Annotated in this window: 13 protein-coding genes; 7 read left to right on the plus strand and 6 right to left on the minus strand. The window is 70.6% G+C overall.

Annotated elements, in window-relative coordinates:
* Nucleotides 1–25 precede the first annotated feature (25 nt).
* The 4 genes from ACFWNN_RS01160 to ACFWNN_RS01175 are packed head-to-tail and all read left to right on the plus strand — an operon-like array spanning nucleotide 26 to nucleotide 3,684.
* Nucleotides 26–850, plus strand: a complete 825-nt coding sequence (locus tag ACFWNN_RS01160; RefSeq protein WP_382437788.1) for a Ku protein — start codon at nucleotides 26–28, stop codon at nucleotides 848–850.
* A complete protein-coding gene (gene ligD, locus ACFWNN_RS01165) occupies nucleotides 851–2,293 on the plus strand; it encodes a non-homologous end-joining DNA ligase (RefSeq protein ID WP_382437789.1) in 1,443 nt (480 codons plus the stop codon).
* Nucleotides 2,283–3,155: a non-homologous end-joining DNA ligase gene (gene ligD / locus ACFWNN_RS01170; protein ID WP_382437790.1), complete on the plus strand. Its 873-nt coding sequence runs from the start codon at nucleotides 2,283–2,285 to the stop codon at nucleotides 3,153–3,155. Before ligD (ACFWNN_RS01165) ends, ligD (ACFWNN_RS01170) begins: the two co-directional genes overlap by 11 nt.
* On the plus strand, nucleotides 3,148–3,684 hold the full coding sequence (locus ACFWNN_RS01175; RefSeq protein ID WP_382437791.1) for a GrpB family protein: 537 nt from the start codon (nucleotides 3,148–3,150) through the stop codon (nucleotides 3,682–3,684). Before ligD (ACFWNN_RS01170) ends, ACFWNN_RS01175 begins: the two co-directional genes overlap by 8 nt.
* Here ACFWNN_RS01175 and ACFWNN_RS01180 read toward each other — a convergent pair.
* Complete coding sequence (locus ACFWNN_RS01180; RefSeq protein WP_382437792.1) at nucleotides 3,662–4,633, minus strand: GlxA family transcriptional regulator; 972 nt, start codon at nucleotides 4,631–4,633, stop codon at nucleotides 3,662–3,664. The two genes, ACFWNN_RS01175 and ACFWNN_RS01180, sit on opposite strands and share 23 nt — an antisense overlap.
* Nucleotides 4,634–4,685: 52 nt before the next feature.
* Here ACFWNN_RS01180 and ACFWNN_RS01185 point away from each other — a divergent pair, with 52 nt between their 5' ends.
* Complete coding sequence (locus ACFWNN_RS01185) at nucleotides 4,686–5,072, plus strand: cupin domain-containing protein (RefSeq protein WP_382437793.1); 387 nt, start codon at nucleotides 4,686–4,688, stop codon at nucleotides 5,070–5,072.
* 32 nt (nucleotides 5,073–5,104) lie between these two features.
* On the opposite strand, the gene ACFWNN_RS01190 is transcribed toward ACFWNN_RS01185, so the two are convergent.
* Complete coding sequence (locus tag ACFWNN_RS01190; protein ID WP_382437794.1) at nucleotides 5,105–7,213, minus strand: choice-of-anchor P family protein; 2,109 nt, start codon at nucleotides 7,211–7,213, stop codon at nucleotides 5,105–5,107.
* A 165-nt stretch (nucleotides 7,214–7,378) separates the two neighbouring features.
* On the opposite strand from ACFWNN_RS01190, the gene ACFWNN_RS01195 reads away from it, so the two are divergent.
* Complete coding sequence (locus ACFWNN_RS01195; RefSeq protein ID WP_382437795.1) at nucleotides 7,379–10,141, plus strand: BTAD domain-containing putative transcriptional regulator; 2,763 nt, start codon at nucleotides 7,379–7,381, stop codon at nucleotides 10,139–10,141.
* Between the two features lie 639 nt (nucleotides 10,142–10,780).
* Here ACFWNN_RS01195 and nikE read toward each other — a convergent pair.
* Genes nikE through ACFWNN_RS01215 form a run of 4 tightly spaced genes read right to left on the minus strand, consistent with a single transcriptional unit; the run spans nucleotide 10,781 to nucleotide 15,820 of the window.
* Complete coding sequence (gene nikE, locus ACFWNN_RS01200; protein WP_382437796.1) at nucleotides 10,781–12,304, minus strand: nickel ABC transporter ATP-binding protein NikE; 1,524 nt, start codon at nucleotides 12,302–12,304, stop codon at nucleotides 10,781–10,783.
* Between the two features lie 4 nt (nucleotides 12,305–12,308).
* Nucleotides 12,309–13,157 carry an ABC transporter permease gene (locus tag ACFWNN_RS01205; RefSeq protein WP_382437797.1) on the minus strand — a complete coding sequence of 283 codons (849 nt, stop codon included), beginning with the start codon at nucleotides 13,155–13,157 and terminating at the stop codon, nucleotides 12,309–12,311.
* A complete protein-coding gene (locus ACFWNN_RS01210; RefSeq protein ID WP_382437798.1) occupies nucleotides 13,154–14,104 on the minus strand; it encodes an ABC transporter permease in 951 nt (316 codons plus the stop codon). Before ACFWNN_RS01210 ends, ACFWNN_RS01205 begins: the two co-directional genes overlap by 4 nt.
* Entirely contained in the window at nucleotides 14,105–15,820 is a 1,716-nt protein-coding gene (locus ACFWNN_RS01215) for an ABC transporter substrate-binding protein (RefSeq protein ID WP_382437799.1), read from the minus strand.
* A gap of 83 nt (nucleotides 15,821–15,903) precedes the next feature.
* Here ACFWNN_RS01215 and ACFWNN_RS01220 point away from each other — a divergent pair, with 83 nt between their 5' ends.
* Nucleotides 15,904–16,731 (plus strand): M55 family metallopeptidase, encoded by an 828-nt coding sequence (locus ACFWNN_RS01220; protein ID WP_382437800.1) that lies wholly within the window; start codon nucleotides 15,904–15,906, stop codon nucleotides 16,729–16,731.

Below are 16,731 nucleotides of genomic sequence, written 5' to 3' on the forward strand. Positions count from 1 at the left end.
CGCATTTCAGGGGTACCCAATGAGAATGAGATCCGTGTGGCGTGGGGCCATCTCCTTCGGGTTGGTGACGATCGCCGTGCGCCTTTACTCGGCTGTCGAGGAGCACGACTTCCGTTTCAACCAGGTGCATCGGGCGGACGGTGGGCGCATCAAGTACAAGCGCGTCTGTTCGGTGTGTGGTGAAGAGGTGGAGTACGGCGACATCACCAAGGGCTACGAGTTGGATGACGGCCGGATGGTGATCATGGAGAACGAGGACTTCGACAAGTTGCCGGTGAAGACCGACAAGTCGATCGACGTCCTGGAGTTCGTGCCGGCGGAGGAGATCGATCCGATCTACTTCCAGAAGACGTACTACCTGGAGCCGGACAAGGCGGCGGCACGACCGTACGTGCTGCTGCGGGACGCACTGGTGAAGACGGGTCAGCTGGCGGTCGTGAAGATCACGATCCGGCAGAAGGAGACGCTGGCGACGATCCGGGCGCGCGATGACGTGCTGGTGATGCACACGATGTTGTGGCCGGACGAGATCCGCAAGGCGGAGTTCGACTTCCTGGACCAGGACGTCGAGGTGCGGCCGCAGGAGTTGAAGATGGCGACGTCGCTGGTGGAGTCGATGGCGGGCGACTTCGATCCGGACACGTTCACCGACGACTACCGCGACGCGTTGGAGAAGGTCATCGCGGCGAAGGCGGAGGGTGCGGAGTTGCCCGAGCAGCCGGAGGCCGAGGACAAGGGCGATGTGATCGACCTGATGACGGCTCTGGAACGCAGTGTGGAGAAGGCGAAGGCGGGGCGGAAGGGCGCGGAGAAGAAGTCGGCGCCGAAGAAGAAGGCCTCGTCGGCGTAGATGGCCGGGCTCGACGAGTACCGGCGCAAGCGGGATCCGGCGAGGACGCCGGAGCCTGTGCCTGCTGCTGATGAGCTGCCGAAGGGCAACAACGACACGTTTGTGATTCAGGAGCATCACGCGTCCAGCCTGCATTGGGATGTGCGGTTGGAGCGTGACGGTGTTCTGGTGTCGTGGGCGGTGCCGAAGGGGTTGCCGTCGACGACTGATGTGGTGCGTCTGGCCGTGCACACCGAGGACCACCCCCTGGAGTACGCCCAGTTCTCGGGTGAGATCCCGAAGGGTGAGTACGGCGGCGGCGAGATGTTCATCTGGGATCGCGGCCGGTACGAGACGGTGAAGTGGTCGGACCGCGAGGTCGACGTCGTGTTGCACGGGTATCGGACGCAGGGTCAGTTCGTGTTCTTCCGGTCCGGCAAGGACGAGAAGAACTGGATGATGAAGCGCCGGCACGCGGCGGTGCGGCCGGACTGGAAGCCGGCTCCCGAACAGCTGAAGCCGATGCTGGCGGTGCCGGGGCCGCTCCCCCAGGACGATGATGATCAGTGGGCGTACGAGTTCAAGTGGGATGGCGTCCGGGCGCTGCTGCGGGTCGAGGGTGGCCGGGTGCAGGCGTGGTCGCGGCTGGGCAACGACATCACGGTGGCGTACCCGGAGCTGCAGGGCGTCGGCGAGCAGTTGGGGTCCACGGAGGCGCTTCTCGACGGGGAGATCGTCGCGCTCCAGAACGGTGTCCCCAGTTTCAGCGCTCTGCAGAACCGGATGCACGTCACGAAGTCGGAGGCGGCGCGGCGGGCGGCCCGTCAGTTCCCCATCACCCTCCTGTTGTTCGACCTGCTGCACCTGGACGGCAGCTCGACTCTCCAGCTGCCGTTCCGGCAACGCCGTGAGCTGCTCAGAGGACTCGAGCTGAGGGGTGTGCACTGGCTGACTCCCCCGTCGTACGACGAGGACGGTGCGGCGGTGCTGGCGGCGAGCCGGGAGCAGGGTCTGGAGGGCGTGGTCGCGAAGCGCCTCGACTCGGCGTATCAGCCGGGGTCGCGGAGCCCGGTGTGGCGCAAGATCACCGATCTGCTGGCGCAGGAGGTGGTGATCGGCGGCTGGCGGATGGGTGAGGGCAAGCGGGCGGGTGTGGTGGGGGCGCTGTTGCTGGGTATTCCGCAGGACGGTGGGCTGGCGTTCGCGGGGTCGGTGGGCACGGGGTTCAACGACGCGGAGCTGGCGGTGCTGACGCCGCGGTTGAAGGCGCTCGCGCGGAAGGGGTCGCCGTTCGTGACGGAGATGCCGCGGGAGCGGGCGAAGGGTGCGAAGTGGGTGGAGCCGGAGCTGGTGGCGGAGGTGGTGTTCCGGCAGTGGACGCCGGACGGGCGGATGCGGTTTCCGGCGTGGCGCGGGTTGCGGCCGGACAAGACTCCTGGGGAGGTGCGTCGGGTTGTCGAGTGACGCGACCGTGAAGGTCGAGGGCCGGGTGTTGAAGCTGACGAACCTGGACAAGGTGTTGTATCCGGGGTTCGGGTTCACCAAGGGTGAGGTGATCGATTACTACACCCGGATCGCGCCGGTGCTGCTCCCCCATCTGAAGGACCGTCCGGTGACGTTGAAGCGCTATCCGAACGGGGTGGACGGGAAGTGGTTCTTCGAGAAGAACGCGCCGGAGCACCGTCCGGAGTGGGTGCGGACGATGCGGCTGGACTCGCCCGGTAGCTCGAAGGGCAACGAGACGGTCAACTACGTGATGGTGGACGAGTTGGCGACGTTGGTGTGGCTGGCGAACCTGGCGGCGTTGGAGTTGCACGTGCCGCAGTGGACGGTGGGGCCGCGGGGTGGGAAGCGGGATCCTGATCTGCTGGTGTTCGATCTGGATCCGGGGGCGCCGGCGACGGTCGTGGAGTGTGCGCGGGTCGCGGAGGCGGTGCGGCTGGTGCTGGACGACGACGGTGTGGACTCGTGGGCGAAGACGTCGGGCAACAAGGGGATGCAGGTGTACGCGTACGCGCCGGCGAAGGACACGGCGGAGTACGCGAAGGCGGTGGCGCAGCGGTTGGCGCAGGAGCAGCCGAAGCTGATCGTGTCGACGATGGCGAAGGCGCAGCGGACCGGGAAGGTGTTCATCGACTGGTCGCAGAACAATCCGGCGAAGACGACGGTGGCGCCGTACTCGTTGCGGGCTCGGGAGCGTCCGGCGGCGTCGACGCCGGTGACGTGGGGTGAGGTGGAGGACTGCGAGGCCGTGGAGGATCTCGTGTTCCTGGCGGATGAGGTGCTTGAGCGAGTGGATGAGGCTGGGGATCTGTTCGGTGTCTGAGGTCGAGTACGTGACGGAGGAGCCGGCGCACAACGCGCCGGTGGTGCTGGAGGAGTACAACGCCGCGTGGCCTGCGTGGTTCGCGGTGGAGGAGGCGAAGATCCGGGGCGCTCTGGGTGAGCGGGTGGTGCTGGTGGAGCACTGCGGGTCGACGTCGGTGCCGGGGCTGGCGGCGAAGCCGTTGATCGACGTGCTGCTGGTGGTGCCGGATTCGCGTGATGAGGACGCGTACGTGCCGGCGTTGGTGGAGATGGGGTACTACCTGCGGTTGCGGGAGCCGGGCTGGTACGAGCACCGGCTGGTGAAGGGCACGACGCCGAACGTGAACATGCACGTCTTCTCCCCCGGCTGTGTCGAGGTGGAGCGGATGCTGGCGTTCCGGGACCGGTTGCGCGCGCATGACGAGGATCGTGCGGAGTACGAGCGCGTGAAGCGGGAGCTGGCGGTGCGCACGTGGGAGCGGGTGCAGGACTACGCGGACGCGAAGACGCAGGTCGTGGAACGGATCATCGCGCGGGCGCTGGGCTGAACCGCCGTCGGTACTGGGTGGGGGTGAGGCCGGTGTCGCGGCGCATCAGGGCGCGGAGGTTGGCGGCGGTGCCCAGGCCGGTGCGGCGGGCGATGACGTCGAGGCGCTGCTCCCCCAGTTCGAGCAGGCGGCAGGCGAGGGTGACGCGTTCGCCGGTGAGCCACGCGAGTGGTGTGGTGCCGAGCTGGGCTTGGAAGCGGCGGTGCAGGGTGGCGGGGCTGACGGCGGCTTTGGTGGCGAGGTCGGTCACGGTGAGGGGCGTGTCGAGGTGCTGCTGAGCCCACTGCAGGACAGGGGCGAGTGACTCGTCGGGGATCTGGGGCACGGGGCGTTCGACGAACTGGCGCTGGCCGCCGTCGCGGTGGGCGGCGAAGACGAGGCGGCGGCTGACGGAGGTGGCGACCTGGGCGCCGTGGTCGCGGCGGACGAGGTGCAGGCCGAGGTCGAGGGCGGCGGCGCTGCCGGCGGAGGTGAGGATGTCGCCGTCGTCGACGAAGAGCACGTCGGGTTCGAGGGTGACCTTCGGGAAGCGGGTGCGGAACTCGTCGGCCCACTGCCAGTGGGCGGTGGCGCGGCGGCCGTCGAGGACTCCGGCTTCGGCGAGGGTGAACGCGCCGGAGCAGAAGCCGACGAGGCGGGCTCCGCGGGTGTGGGCGCGGCGGATGGCGTCGAGGACGTCGGGTCGGCGTGGGGTGTCGATGTTGGGGCGGTTGGGCACGATCAGGGTGTCGGCGTGGTCGGTGGCGGCGAGGGTGTCGACTCCGGTGAGGGTGAAGAAGCCGTCGCGCATGGTCGTGCCGGGTGTGGGTGAGCAGAGGCGGAAGTCGTAGAGGTGGCCGCCGAGTTCGGGGCGGTGCAGGCCGAAGATCTCGGTGGCGCAGCCGAGTTCGAACGGGTTGGAGTTCTCGTCGACGATGACGACGACCCGGTGCGAGGATTCTTGCGGCATGTGCGATTCCTAGCACTCACGGCCGGGGCGTGCGAGCGGCGAGGCTGTGGGCATGACTGAGCCTGTGGTTCTGGACGAGGCGCTGGCCTCGTTCGACGCTCTGTGGAGTCCCCGGATCGTCGGCCGCGTGAACGACTACGACGTGCGGGTGGCGAAGGTCGAGGGTGAGCACGTGTGGCACGTGCACGACGACACCGACGAGTTCTTCCTGGTGCTGGACGGGGAGCTGCGGATCGATCTGCGGGGGCCGGACCGGTCGGTGGTGCTGGTGAAGGGCGCTGTGTTCACCGTGCCACGCGGGACGTTCCACAAGCCGTCGTCGCCCGGTGGTGCGCGGATCCTGATGTTCGAGCCGTCCGGGACGTCGACCGTGGGTGATCGGCACGACGAGGTGCCGGCGCACGTGGACGCGACGACCGGGCACGTGCTGGGGAGCTAGCGCGGTGCTCCCCAGCACGTGATCAGCTCAGATCAGCCGAGTCGGCAGGCCGACAGGATGATCTCCTGGCCGAGCAGGGTGCGGACGCGGACGGCGTTCTGGATCAGCTGGCCGTTCGGTCCGGTGGCGGTCTCGTTGAGGTGCACGGTGGCGACGCCGGGGATGCCGATGGTGGCGGGGCCGGTGCCGATGGGCTGGCCGTTGAGCGTGCCGACCTTCGACGAGCCCACGACCCCGTTCGCGTCGCTCTCGCACTTGGCTTCGATGGCGTTGAGCTTGATCGCGCCACCGAGGAGGGTGGCTCCTTCCACTCGTGCGGAGGCCACGGTGCGGCCGGTGTCAGGGTTGAGCGTGCAGTCGGCGTGCAGGGCGTTGATCGAGCCGAGGCCCAGCACGTTGACGCTCGCGACGGTCTTGTCCTCGTTGGGGGGACATTGCGCGTGCGGGGTCTTGGCGACGGTGATCAGGCCGGTGGCGTTGAGGGCCCACGCCTCGCCGCGCAGGTAGACGACGACCTTGAGGACCGCGGTGGCGGAGTCGCCGTCGTCGTCGGTGACCTTGACCAGGACGTTGTGGGCGCCCAGGGCGGTGAAGGTGCGCGAGCCGGTGCAGGTGCCCTGGTTGACGGTGCCGTTGACGATGGGTGAGCCGTCGTCGAAGTCGAACGTGCAGGTGTGGGTGTCGTTGGCGCCGATGTCGGTGAACGGCGCGGTGAAGTTGACCGTGGTGCCGCGCGTGACCAGCGTCTTGTCGGCGTTGAGGCCGGTCTGCGGGGCGACGTTGGTCAGGGTGAGGGTGGTGGTGGCGACGACGGCCGCGTTGACGCCGTCATTGGCGGTGAGCTTGAGCTCCCACACCCCGTCATCGGTGCACTTGACGGTGGTGGTCTGCGCCGCCGGGTCACCGAACGCGCAGGTGGCGCCCGCGTCGACGTTCGACTGCGGGGTCGCGGTCCAGGCGGTGGTCAGCGACGGTCCGTCCGGGTCGGTCACGGTGCCGGCGAGGCCGACGTCGGTGCCTTCCTGGCCGGAGTACGGGCCACCGGGCTTGACCACGGGCGGGGCGTTGATCTTGACCGTGACGCACTCGGTCACACCGCCCGTGCCCCCACCGTCGGTGCCAGCGGCCGTGACGCACAGCTGGTGGTCGCCGGGGGCCAGGGCCGGGGTGGTGACGGTGTAGTCGACGGTCGCGGGGCCGTCCTGCGGCAGGCCCGGGGTGATCGAGGTGATCGGCAGGTCCGCGCCGCCGTCGACCTTCAGCGTGAGGCCGGTGAGCTTGGAGGCGATGACGCCCGGCACGACGTCGGGCAGCTGCGAGACGTCCGGGACCTCGGTGCAGGTGCCGCCGGTGGTCTCGGCGATCTTGCGCAACGAGTTGGTGCCCGCGATGTCGCAGCCGACGCTGGTGGACACGGCGAAGGTGAAGATCTTGATGCCGGCGGCGATCGCCTGCTGCAGCGCGGGGTCGACGTTGCCCGCGCCGGCGCCGTCGGACAGGAACACCATCAGCTTGCGCGACTCGGGCGCGGCGGTGGCGGCGGACAGACCGGCGGCCAGGGCCTCGGTGTAGCTCGTGCCGCCGCCGGAACTGCGGTTGGTGAACAGGCCGACGCCGCTGAAGCCCACGCTGCCCAGCACCTCGGAGATGTCGTTGACGCCGTTGGCGTTGGCGTCAGCGGCAGGCGTGGTGGTCTTCTGGTCGCCGGCGGCCGGCCCGACGTCGGCGGTCGTGCCGGTGGAGCCGAACACGGCGGCGCCGACGCTGCCGACGACGGTGTTCGGGACGGCGGCCTTGGCGTTGAGCGCCCTGGCCGCGGCGATCTCGCAGTCCAGGATCGAGGCGGGCAGGCCGTCACCGTTCTGGTCGCCGCCGCAGCCCGCCGCCACCGGGGTCTGGGTCGAGCCGGACACGTCGAGAACGTAGGTCAGGGCCGTGTCGACGACGGCGACACCGGTGCCGATGGTGGCCTTGCCGGTGACGGTCACCGGGCCCGGCGGGTGCACGGAGTTGTTCGCGGGGCTGGTGATGGTGACGCCGATGCTGGTGCCGCCGGGCAGGTTGCCGGTGGCCGCGTGCGCGGGTATCGCGAGGGCCACGGTGGTCACCAGCGCGGTGCCGACCGTGATCATGGGTCTCATGGCTGTGCGTTCTCCGCTCGTGAGTTCGTCCCCGACCGAACGGAAGGAGACCGCACGTGGTGGCGCGGATACGGCGGGTCACCGGAATGCATAGATAGTCGACCTAAGTGGAGCAGTGCCGGTTCCGGCCTCGTGGATCTTGAGACTCGGGGAGAATCGTGTCCTGTGAGGTTCGGGGTGCTCGGTCCGGTGCAGGTCGACGGTGTGGAGGTCGCGGCGCCGCGGCAACGCGCGTTGCTGGCGATGCTCGTGCTCGACGCTGGTCGGATCGTGGGGCACGACCAGCTGATCGGCGGCTTGTACTCCTCGCCTCCGGCCGGGGCGGCGAACGCGGTCCAGTCGCAGGTGTCGCGGTTGCGCCGCGCGGTGCCGGGGCTGGTGATCGAGCACCACCCCGCTGGGTACCGGCTGGTCGCCGACCCTGCCGAGGTGGATCACCTGGTGTGCGCGTCGCTGCTGGACGAGGGACGGGGCGCGGAGGCGCTGGCGTTGTGGCGCGGGCCCGCGCTGGCCGACGTCGAGGCACCCTTTGTGCAGGTGGCGCGGCAGAACCTGACAGAAGTGCTCATCAACTGCGCACTTTCCGGCGGAAGCGAAAAACACCACCGCGACCTTCTTTCCGAGCACCCGTTGCGGGAGGACCTGAGGGCGGCGCTGATGCTGTCGCTGCACCGGTCCGGACGGCAGACCGAGGCCCTGGAGGTGTTCGCGCGCGGCCGGGAGCTGCTGGCCTCTGAGCTCGGGGTCGACCCCTCCCCCGTGCTGGCGGCCGCGCATCTGGAGGTGCTGCGGGCCGCCTCGCCGCATCGAGGTGTGCCGGCGCAGCTGACCAGCTTCGTCGGACGCGACGAGGACCTGCGGCGGGTCGCGAAGTGGCTGCGGGAGAGCCGGCTGGTCACGTTGATCGGGCCCGGTGGCACCGGCAAGACCCGGCTGGCGGTGGAGGTCGCGCACCGCGAGGCCGGCGAGGTGGCGTTCGTCGACCTGAGCGCGACCTCGGACGTGGTGCGGGCGTTGCTCGACGGCGTCGGGGTGCGCGAGGCCGGGCTGCTCACGGGTGGGCCGGGTGCGGAGGAACGGCTGCGGGCGGCGCTGGCGGTGCGCGACGTGGTGCTGGTGGTGGACAACTGCGAGCACGTCGTCGACGAGGCCGCGCGGGTGCTGGGCGCGATCCTGGCGGCGTGCCCGGACGTGCGGGTGCTCGCGACCAGCCGGGAACCACTCGGGATCACCGGGGAGACGCTCAGCCCCGTCGGCGCGCTCGACTCCGAGGCGGCGGTGCGGTTGTTCCTGGACCGGGCGCAGGCGGTGAAGCCCGGTTTCCACGCCGACCCGGAGGTGATCGCGGAGGTGTGCCGGCGGCTCGACGGGATCGCCCTCGCGGTCGAGCTGGCCGCAGCTCGGGTGCGGTCGTTGCCGCTGGCGGAGATCGCGGGCCGGTTGGACGACCGGTTCCGGCTGCTGTCGAAGGGCAGCCGCACCGCCGCGCCCCGGCACCGCACGCTGCACGCCGTCGTGGAGTGGAGCTGGGACCTGCTCGACGACGCCGAACGCGACCTCGCCGCCCGGTTCACCGTGTTCTCCGGCGGGGCGAGCCTGGAGGCGGTGACGGCGGTGTGCGAGTCCGCTGTGGACACGCTGGAGTCGTTGGCGGACAAGTCACTCGTGGAGGTCGCCGACGACCGGTACCGGATGCTCGACACCATCCGGGCGTTCTGCGCCGAGCACGCGCCGGATCTGGCGCAGCGGCACGCCCGGTGGTTCCTGCGGGTGGCCCAGGAGGCGGAACCGCACCTGCGGGCGCACGAGCAGATCACGTGGCTGGACCGGTTGTCGGCCGATCACGACAACCTCGTCGCCGCGGTCGGCTGGGCCACCCGTCACGACCACGCGCTGGCGCTGGAGCTCGTGGCGGCGCTGGCGACCTACTACTGGTGCCGGGGGCTGCGCACCGAGGCCGCGTCGCTCGCCGACGCCGTGCTGCACGCGTGCGGCGAGACCCCGCCCGCCGGCCGCGAGCAGGAGTACGCGCTGTGCCTGCTGATCGCGTGGCCCGTGGCGGCCGGGGACCAGAGCGCCCGCATCCGGCAGGCCGACGCGCTGCTCGCGGAGCTGGAGGCGCCGCCGCGGTACCCGATCATGACGATGATGTGGGGCATGGCGCTCGGGGCGCCCGAGAACGACTCGCAGGTCTGGCACCGGCGCAACCGGCTGCTCAACGACGACCCGTGGAGTGCCGCGCTCGCCCTCGTCGGCGACGGCCTGGTCGCGCGGATGGGCGGGGACCCGGAGACCGGCAAGGCGATGCTGCGCGAGGGCGCGGAGGCGTTCACGCGGGTCGGTGACCGGTGGGGCGCGGCGCTGGCGTTCAACCAGCTCGGCGAGATCGCGCTGGCCGACGGAGACCACACCAGCGCCTTGGAGCACATCGAACGGGCCCGCGTGCTGCTCGCGGAGCTCGGGGCCACCGAGGACACCGCCGAGGCCGTCACCGGGCGCGCGCAGGCGAAGGTCGCGGCCGGAGACCTCGCCGGGGCGCGGGAGGACTTCGGGCTCGCGCTGACGCTGGCCCGCCGGTCGGGTGCGCTGGTCGTGCAGGCCGGGGCGCATCTGGGGCTCGCGGAACTGGAACGGGTGAGCGGCGATCACCCGCTGGCGGCGGCGGAGTGCGACCAGGCGTGGGAGCTCACGCCCGGCGGCTGGTACGGGCCAGACGAGATGCGCTGCCACATCGCCAGGGAACGCGGGCGGATCGCGGCGGCCGCAGGGGATCCCGACGCGGCGCGGGGCCACTTCGAGGACGCGCTGCGCCGGGCGGTCGGGCAGCGCAACCGCGTAACCGAGATCGCGGTCCGCGCGGAACTCGCCGCCCTGGGCGGGTCAGGCGGCGCCACCACAGCCACGGAGGGAGCCTGCGGTGGGCGATGAACGTCCACAGGTCGTCCTCGGCGGTGTCGTTCGGGTGGCGGCGCAGCACCTCCAGGCACTCGCGCGACACCACGCCGTGCAGGCGTGCCACGTGGGCCAGCGCGGTGGCGCCCTGCCCGCGGACCTCGATGCGGTTGTGGTCGAGGGCGCGGGCGACGAGGGGTAAGACGATCAGCGGGTCCGGGCACGACATCGCCAGGCCGATGACCGCGACGCCGACCATGTCCTCGCCGCGGTCGAACGCCGCGTCGACCTCCTCGGGCCGGGCGATGCCCATCAGCGCCGCGTAGTCGTGCCAGTCGACGCCCTCGCCGCGCATCGCCCGGTCCAGCAGGAACCGCTGCCGTCCGTCCGAGCGCTCGCCGGTGCGTTCCCAGTCCGCGGCCAGATACCGCCACACCGCGGCGGTGTCGGCGCGGGAGGTCGAGGCCAGGATCCGGCACAGCTCCCGCACGTGTTCCGGATCGGCCGCCTGGGCGAGCTCGGCCAGCACCCCGGGCGGGCGGCCCAGGTCGTGCCACGCCAGCCTCGCCAGCGTCGGCACCTCGCGCACGTCCACCCAGCCGTCCGCGCCGCCCCGCCCGATCTCGGCAGGCGTCAGCGAGGCCCGGCACCGGGCGTGTTCGATCGGGATCACCCTCAGACCTGGGGCACCGCACGCACCAGGGCGCGCGTGTAGTCGTGAGAGGGGGTGAGGAGGACTTGGTCCACGGAGCCTTGTTCCACGATTTTCCCCTGATGCATCACCGCGACCCGGTCGGCGATCTGCCACGCCAGCCCTAGATCGTGCGTGATGATCAATGAAGCAAGGCCCAGTTCCGCCCGCAACCGGAGCAACAGCGCCACGATCTCCCCGCGCACCGAGGCGTCCAGCGACGCGACGGGCTCGTCGGCCACCAGCAACCGGGGCCCCAGCACCAGCGCGCCGGCGATCACCACCCGCTGCTGCTGACCCCCTGACAGCTCGTGCGGCAGGGCGTCGAGGTACAGGCTCGCGGGACGCAGCTCCGCGCGTTCCACAGCGGCCGTGACCTGCGATTCCTCGCCTTCGGTGAGGCCGTGGACCCGCAGTGCCTCGGCGACCGCGTCGTACACCCGGTGCCGCGGGTTCAGTGCACTGGAAGGATCTTGGAGCACCAGCTGCACCTGACGCCGGAACGCCTTGAGCGCCCTGCCCCCGCGCGGCACCTCCGCCCCGTCGAAGATCACCCGACCGGAGGACGGCGCCCGCAACCCCATTATGGTACGGGCCAGTGTCGTTTTTCCGGATCCGGACTGGCCGACCAGGGCCACGATCTCGCCCTTGCCGACCGTCAGGTCCACCCCGTCGACCGCACGGGTGCGGCCGTAGTCCACGGTCAGGTCCCGCACCTCCAGCAGGGGTTCGGGAGTGGGCTCGGCCGAGGTCCAGCGGTGCGCCGGGTCGCCGATCACCGGGAACGCCGCCGTCAGCGCCGCGGTGTGCGGATGGCGGGGGTTCGCGATCACCTCACGGGTGCGGCCGCGTTCCACCAGCTCCCCCGCCTGCATCACCGCGAGGTCGTCGCAGGTCTCGGCGAGCACCGACAGGTCGTGGCTGATCATCAGCAGCCCGAGGTCCTGCTCCGCGACCAGGCGCTTGAGCACCGCCAGCACCTGCGCCTGCACCACGACGTCGAGCGCGGTCGTGGGTTCGTCGGCGATCACCAGCCGCGGCCCGCACGCCAGGGCCATCGCGATCATGACCCGCTGCTTCTGCCCGCCCGACAGCTCGTGCGGATACGCCCGTGCCTTGTCCTTCGGCAGCTCGACCTGCTCGAGGAGGTCGGCGACGCTGCCGTGCGTGCCGTGCAGGCGCATCGGCTCGGCGATCTGGTCGCCGACGCGGTGCACGGGGTTGAGCGAGTGCATCGCGCCCTGGAACACCACCGACGCCGACGCCCACCGCACCGCCCGCAGCCGGCCCCACGCCATCGTCCGCACGTCCTCGCCGTCGAGCAGGATCTCCCCGTCGACCCGTGCCGTCCTGGGCAGCAGCCGCAGCACCGACATCGCCAGCGTCGACTTGCCCGACCCCGACTCGCCCGCCAGCCCCAGCGTCTGACCCGCTGCGAGGGTGAGGCTCACGTCGTGCACCACGCGCTTGTGCCCGTAGTGCACGGTGAGGTCGTTCAGCTCCAGCACGGGTTCACCTCTTCGGCGTCACAACGGCTTCGAGCGCCCGCCCGACGAGCGTGAACGCCAGCACCACGGCCACGATCGCCACCCCCGGCGGCAACAGGTACCACCAGGCCCGCTGCGGCACCGCGCCGTGCAGCTGCGCCTGGTGCAGCATCGCGCCCCACGAGATCCGCGTCGGATCACCCAGGCCGAGGAACGCCAGCGTCGACTCCGCCACGATCGCCGAGGCGACCGAGAGGGTCGCGTTCACCAGCACCAGCGGCACCACCGACGGCAGCACGTGCCGGCCGATCACGTGCGCGTGCCCGCCACCCAGCGCCCGCGCGCGTTCCACGAACGGGCGGGCCTCGATCGTCAGCGTCTGCGCCCGCACCATCCGCGCGGTGGAAGGCCAGCTGGTCAGGCCGATCGCCAGCACGATCGTGCCCAGGCCGCGGGGCAGGACCGTCGACAACGCGATCGCCAGCACCAGCGCCGGCAGCACCAGGAAGAAGTCCGTGACCCGAAGCAACGCCCCGGCCACCAGCCCACCGAAGTGCCCGCTCGCGATCCCGACCAGCGTGCCGATGCCGACCGACAGCACCGCCGCCGTCAGCCCGACGAACAACGACGTCCCGGCCCCCTGCGCCATCAGCACCGCCACCGACCGTCCCGTGTGGTCGGTCCCCAGCCAGTGCCAGGCACCCGGACCCTGCCACGCCGCCGCGCTCACCCGCGTGACGTCCAGCGCCTCGGCCGGGATGAACAACGGCGCCAGCACCGCCACGACCGCGGCCGCCACCAGCACCCCGGCACCCGCCACCCCCGCCCGGTGCTCCAGGAACCGGGCCACCCCCGGCCTGTGCGCGATCCTCATACGACCCTCACCCGTGGATCCAGCACCCCGTGCAGCAGGTCGGCCAGCAGGTTCATCACCACGACCGCGCCCGCCGTCACCACCAGCAACCCCTGCAACAGGAAGTAGTCCGGCCCGGTCAGCGCGTCGTAGAACAGCAACCCCAGCCCCGGCCAGGAGAACACCGTCTCGGTCGTGATCGCCCCCGCCACCACCAGCCCGAACCGCAGGAACACCAGCGTGATCGCCGGCAGCACCGCGTTGGGCACCGCGTGGCGGCGGCGCACCAGGTCGTCGCGCAGGCCCTTCGCGCGCGCCGTCGTCAGGTAGGGGGCGTGCATCTCCTCCAGCAGCGACGACCGCATCACCAGCATGTACTCCGCGCACACCACCGCCACCAGCGTCACCGACGGCAGCACCAGGTGATGGCCGACGTCGAGCGCCTGCGAGAGGAAGTCCGGCGCGGTGTCGGTGTCGCGCATGCCCCGCGACGGGAACAGGTCTCCGGTCACCATCATCAGCAGCATGCCGAGCCAGAACGTCGGCACCGCCCACAACGTCAGCGACACCCCCGTCGTCACCCGGTCGAACGCCGAGTCGCGCCGCCACGCCGCCCGCACCCCGAGCCACAGCCCCAGCAGCACCGCGATCAGCGTCGAGGTGCCCACCAGCAGCAGCGTCGGGCCCAGCCGCTCCAGGATCACGTCCGCGACGGGCCTGCGGAACGTGAACGACGTCCCCAGATCACCCTGCAGCAGCGAGGTGAAGTAGCCCCAGAACTGCTCGTGCAGCGGACGGTCCAGGCCGAACTGCGCGCGCAGCTCGGCCTGCAGCGCCTCGGTGGTCGGGCGGCCCCGCGTCATCGAGACCACGGGGTCGCCCGGCACCACCCGGAACAGGAAGAAACCCAGCACCGCCACCATCAGCAGGCTGAGCGCGGCACCACCGAACCGACCGGCCAGACGCACTTACTCGCGCTCCCCCGCCGTGGCCTTGCGGCGCCGTGCCAGCACCACGAGCAGCACCGCCACGGCCGCGACCGCGGTCCCGGCCAGCGCGAACCCGGTCCAGCCCGTGGCGGAGACGGCGACCCGCTCGGCGGGTTCGGCGCCGTAGTAGCCCCACATGCCGTTCTGCGCCATGATCACGCCGCCCTGCGCGGGCTGGGTGGTGAACCGGGCGAAGTGATCGGACCGGTAGCCCTCCAGGGCGTTGTCGTAGGCGAGCACCACCGCGGGCACCTGGTCGTAGAACCGCGCCTGCATCTGCTTGACGATCTCCACGCGCTTGCCCTCGTCGAACTCCGAGAGCTGCTGGGCGTAGAGCTTGTCGTAGGTCTCGTCGCAGAAGTACGTGTCGGTGGTACCGCCCTTGCCGTCCGCGCCGGGGCGTTGCGCGCAGGTGTGCAGGCCCAGCACGAAGTCCGGGTCGATGTTGGTCGACCAGCCCGAGAACGCCAGGTCGTAGGTCGCGGCCGTGGTGGCCTCGTTGAGCTGGTTGTCCGACACCAGCCGCACGTCCAGCGCGATGCCGATGTCGCCCATCGAGCGCTTGAGGTACTCGGCGGCCTGCTCGTCGTAGGCGCGTCCGGCCCGGCCGATCAGCCGCAGCCCGAACCGGGTGCCGTCGGCCCCCCGCGCGAACCCGGCGGCGTCGAGCGCGGCGTTCGCGGCGGCCGGGTCGAACTTGCGCAGCTCCTGCTCGCTCGGCTGCCAGTGCCACTTGCCGAACACCGGCGGTACCAGCCCGGCGCCCTTCTCCGCGTAGCCGAGGTTCACCCGCGCCACCAGCGCGTCGAGGTCCACGGCCTGCGCGATCGCCCGGCGCACCGCGACGTTGCGCAGGGCCGGGTTGCCGTCGCCGATCGGCTCACCGGTGCGGGTCTGCGCGCCGGGGTTGATCATCAGCTCGGTGAAGCGGCGGCCCTGAGCCTTGTTGCGGGTCACGCCCGCCTTGCCGTCCAGGGAGTCGAACTGGGCCGGCGCCATCCGGTTGACCAGGTCGACCTCGCCCTTGCCCAGTGCCTGCACCGCGGCGTCGGAGTTCTGGAAGTACACGAAGTGCAGCTCGTCGTACTTCGGCGCGCCCCGCCAGTACTGCTTGTTGGCCTTGAGCTTGATGAACTGTCCCGCGACGTGCTCGGTCAGCACGAACGGGCCCGACCCGACGACCGGCATCTGGTCGTTGGCGTAGTCCTTGACGCTGGTGACCTTCTCCCACACGTGCCTGGGCACGATCGGCACGTCCAGCGCCAGCATCGTGACCTGCGGCGTCTTCGTGCGGATGACCACCGTGCGGTCGTCGGGCGCGGTGACGTCCTGGAAGTTGGCGACGAAGCTGCCGTTCGCGGTGCGCGCGACCTCGTCGGTCATCATCAGGTCGTAGGTGAACTCGACGTCGTGCGCGGTGATCGGCTCGCCGTCAGACCACTTCTTGCCGTCGGGGACGGTGAAGGTCCAGGTGAGCTTGTCGGCCGAGGGCTCCCACCTGTTCGCGAGGCCCTCGGTCACGCTCTGGTCGGCGGCCGCGTAGGCGGTCAGGTAGTCGTACATCAGCCGGCCGATCTCCGTGCTCGACTGGAACACCGCGAGGAACGGGTTCATCGAGTCGATCTGCTGCACGATCGCGACCTTGAGAATCACCGGCTGCTGCGCCGCCGCCGGTGGTGTGGCCAACCCCAACATCGTTGAAATCGCAAGCAATGCGCACAACTTCACCCGCACGAAAACCCCTCTTCCCCAGCAGCCCACCGCTAACTTACCGAGATGTGCGGATCATGATCTCGGCGGACATGGAAGGCGCCACCGGAGTCACCTGGACCGGGGACGTGGTCCCTGGAACGGAGCAGTGGCAACGGTTTCGGCGCCTGTTCACAGCGGACGTCAACGCCTGCGTCACCGGACTCGTCGCGGGCGGGGCGGAACAGGTGATCGTCAACGAAGCGCATTCCTCGCAACGCAACCTGCTGCTCGAAGACCTCCACCACTCCGCACGCCTGCTCACCGGACGGCACAAACCGTTGTCGATGATGCAAGGTATCGACTCCGAAGTGGACGGTGTGGTGTTCCTCGGCTACCACACCGGCGCGGGCGCGCGGGGCGTGCTCGCGCACACCTACCTGGAGAACTCGATCACCGGCGTGTGGCTCGACGGCGAGCACGCCTCCGAAGGCCGCCTCAACGCCGCCCTCGCCACCGAACACGGCGTTCCGGTGCTGCTCGTGACCGGTGACGACCTCACCTGCGCCGACGCCGCCGCCTACGTGCCGGCCGCCCGGACGGTCGCCGTGAAGGAGTGCGTGTCGCGCTACGCCGCCGTGTGCCTGCCCCCGGCGGTGACTTCTTCACAGATCACAGAAGCGTCACTTTCGGCCATGTCCCGTGCGGGCCGAACGGCGCAGTCCGTCAAGCCGCACCGCATCGAGATCGAGTTCGACGCCACCCACCTCGCCGACGCGGCCGCCGTCGTGCCCACCGTCGACCTGCTCGGCGACCGGCGCGTGGGCTTCGACGCCGCCTCCATGACCGAGGCCATGAAGGCGTTCAAGGTCGTCACCCACATCGCCGCGGCCGCGATCGAGGACCTCTACGGCTGA

The organism is Lentzea sp. NPDC058450, assembly GCF_042721395.1.
Lineage (GTDB): Bacteria > Actinomycetota > Actinomycetes > Mycobacteriales > Pseudonocardiaceae > Lentzea.

Bases quoted from the DNA above. Each gene is read 5' to 3' on its own strand.
- ACFWNN_RS01160 (WP_382437788.1), top strand. From the start codon at position 26: ATGAGATCCGTGTGGCGTGGGGCCATCTCCTTCGGGTTGGTGACGATC.
- ligD (WP_382437789.1), top strand. From the start codon at position 851: ATGGCCGGGCTCGACGAGTACCGGCGCAAGCGGGATCCGGCGAGGACG.
- ACFWNN_RS01180 (WP_382437792.1), bottom strand. From the start codon at position 4,633: ATGCCGCAAGAATCCTCGCACCGGGTCGTCGTCATCGTCGACGAGAAC.
- ACFWNN_RS01185 (WP_382437793.1), top strand. From the start codon at position 4,686: ATGACTGAGCCTGTGGTTCTGGACGAGGCGCTGGCCTCGTTCGACGCT.
- ACFWNN_RS01190 (WP_382437794.1), bottom strand. From the start codon at position 7,213: ATGAGACCCATGATCACGGTCGGCACCGCGCTGGTGACCACCGTGGCC.
- ACFWNN_RS01205 (WP_382437797.1), bottom strand. From the start codon at position 13,157: ATGAGGATCGCGCACAGGCCGGGGGTGGCCCGGTTCCTGGAGCACCGG.
- ACFWNN_RS01215 (WP_382437799.1), bottom strand. From the start codon at position 15,820: ATGTTGGGGTTGGCCACACCACCGGCGGCGGCGCAGCAGCCGGTGATT.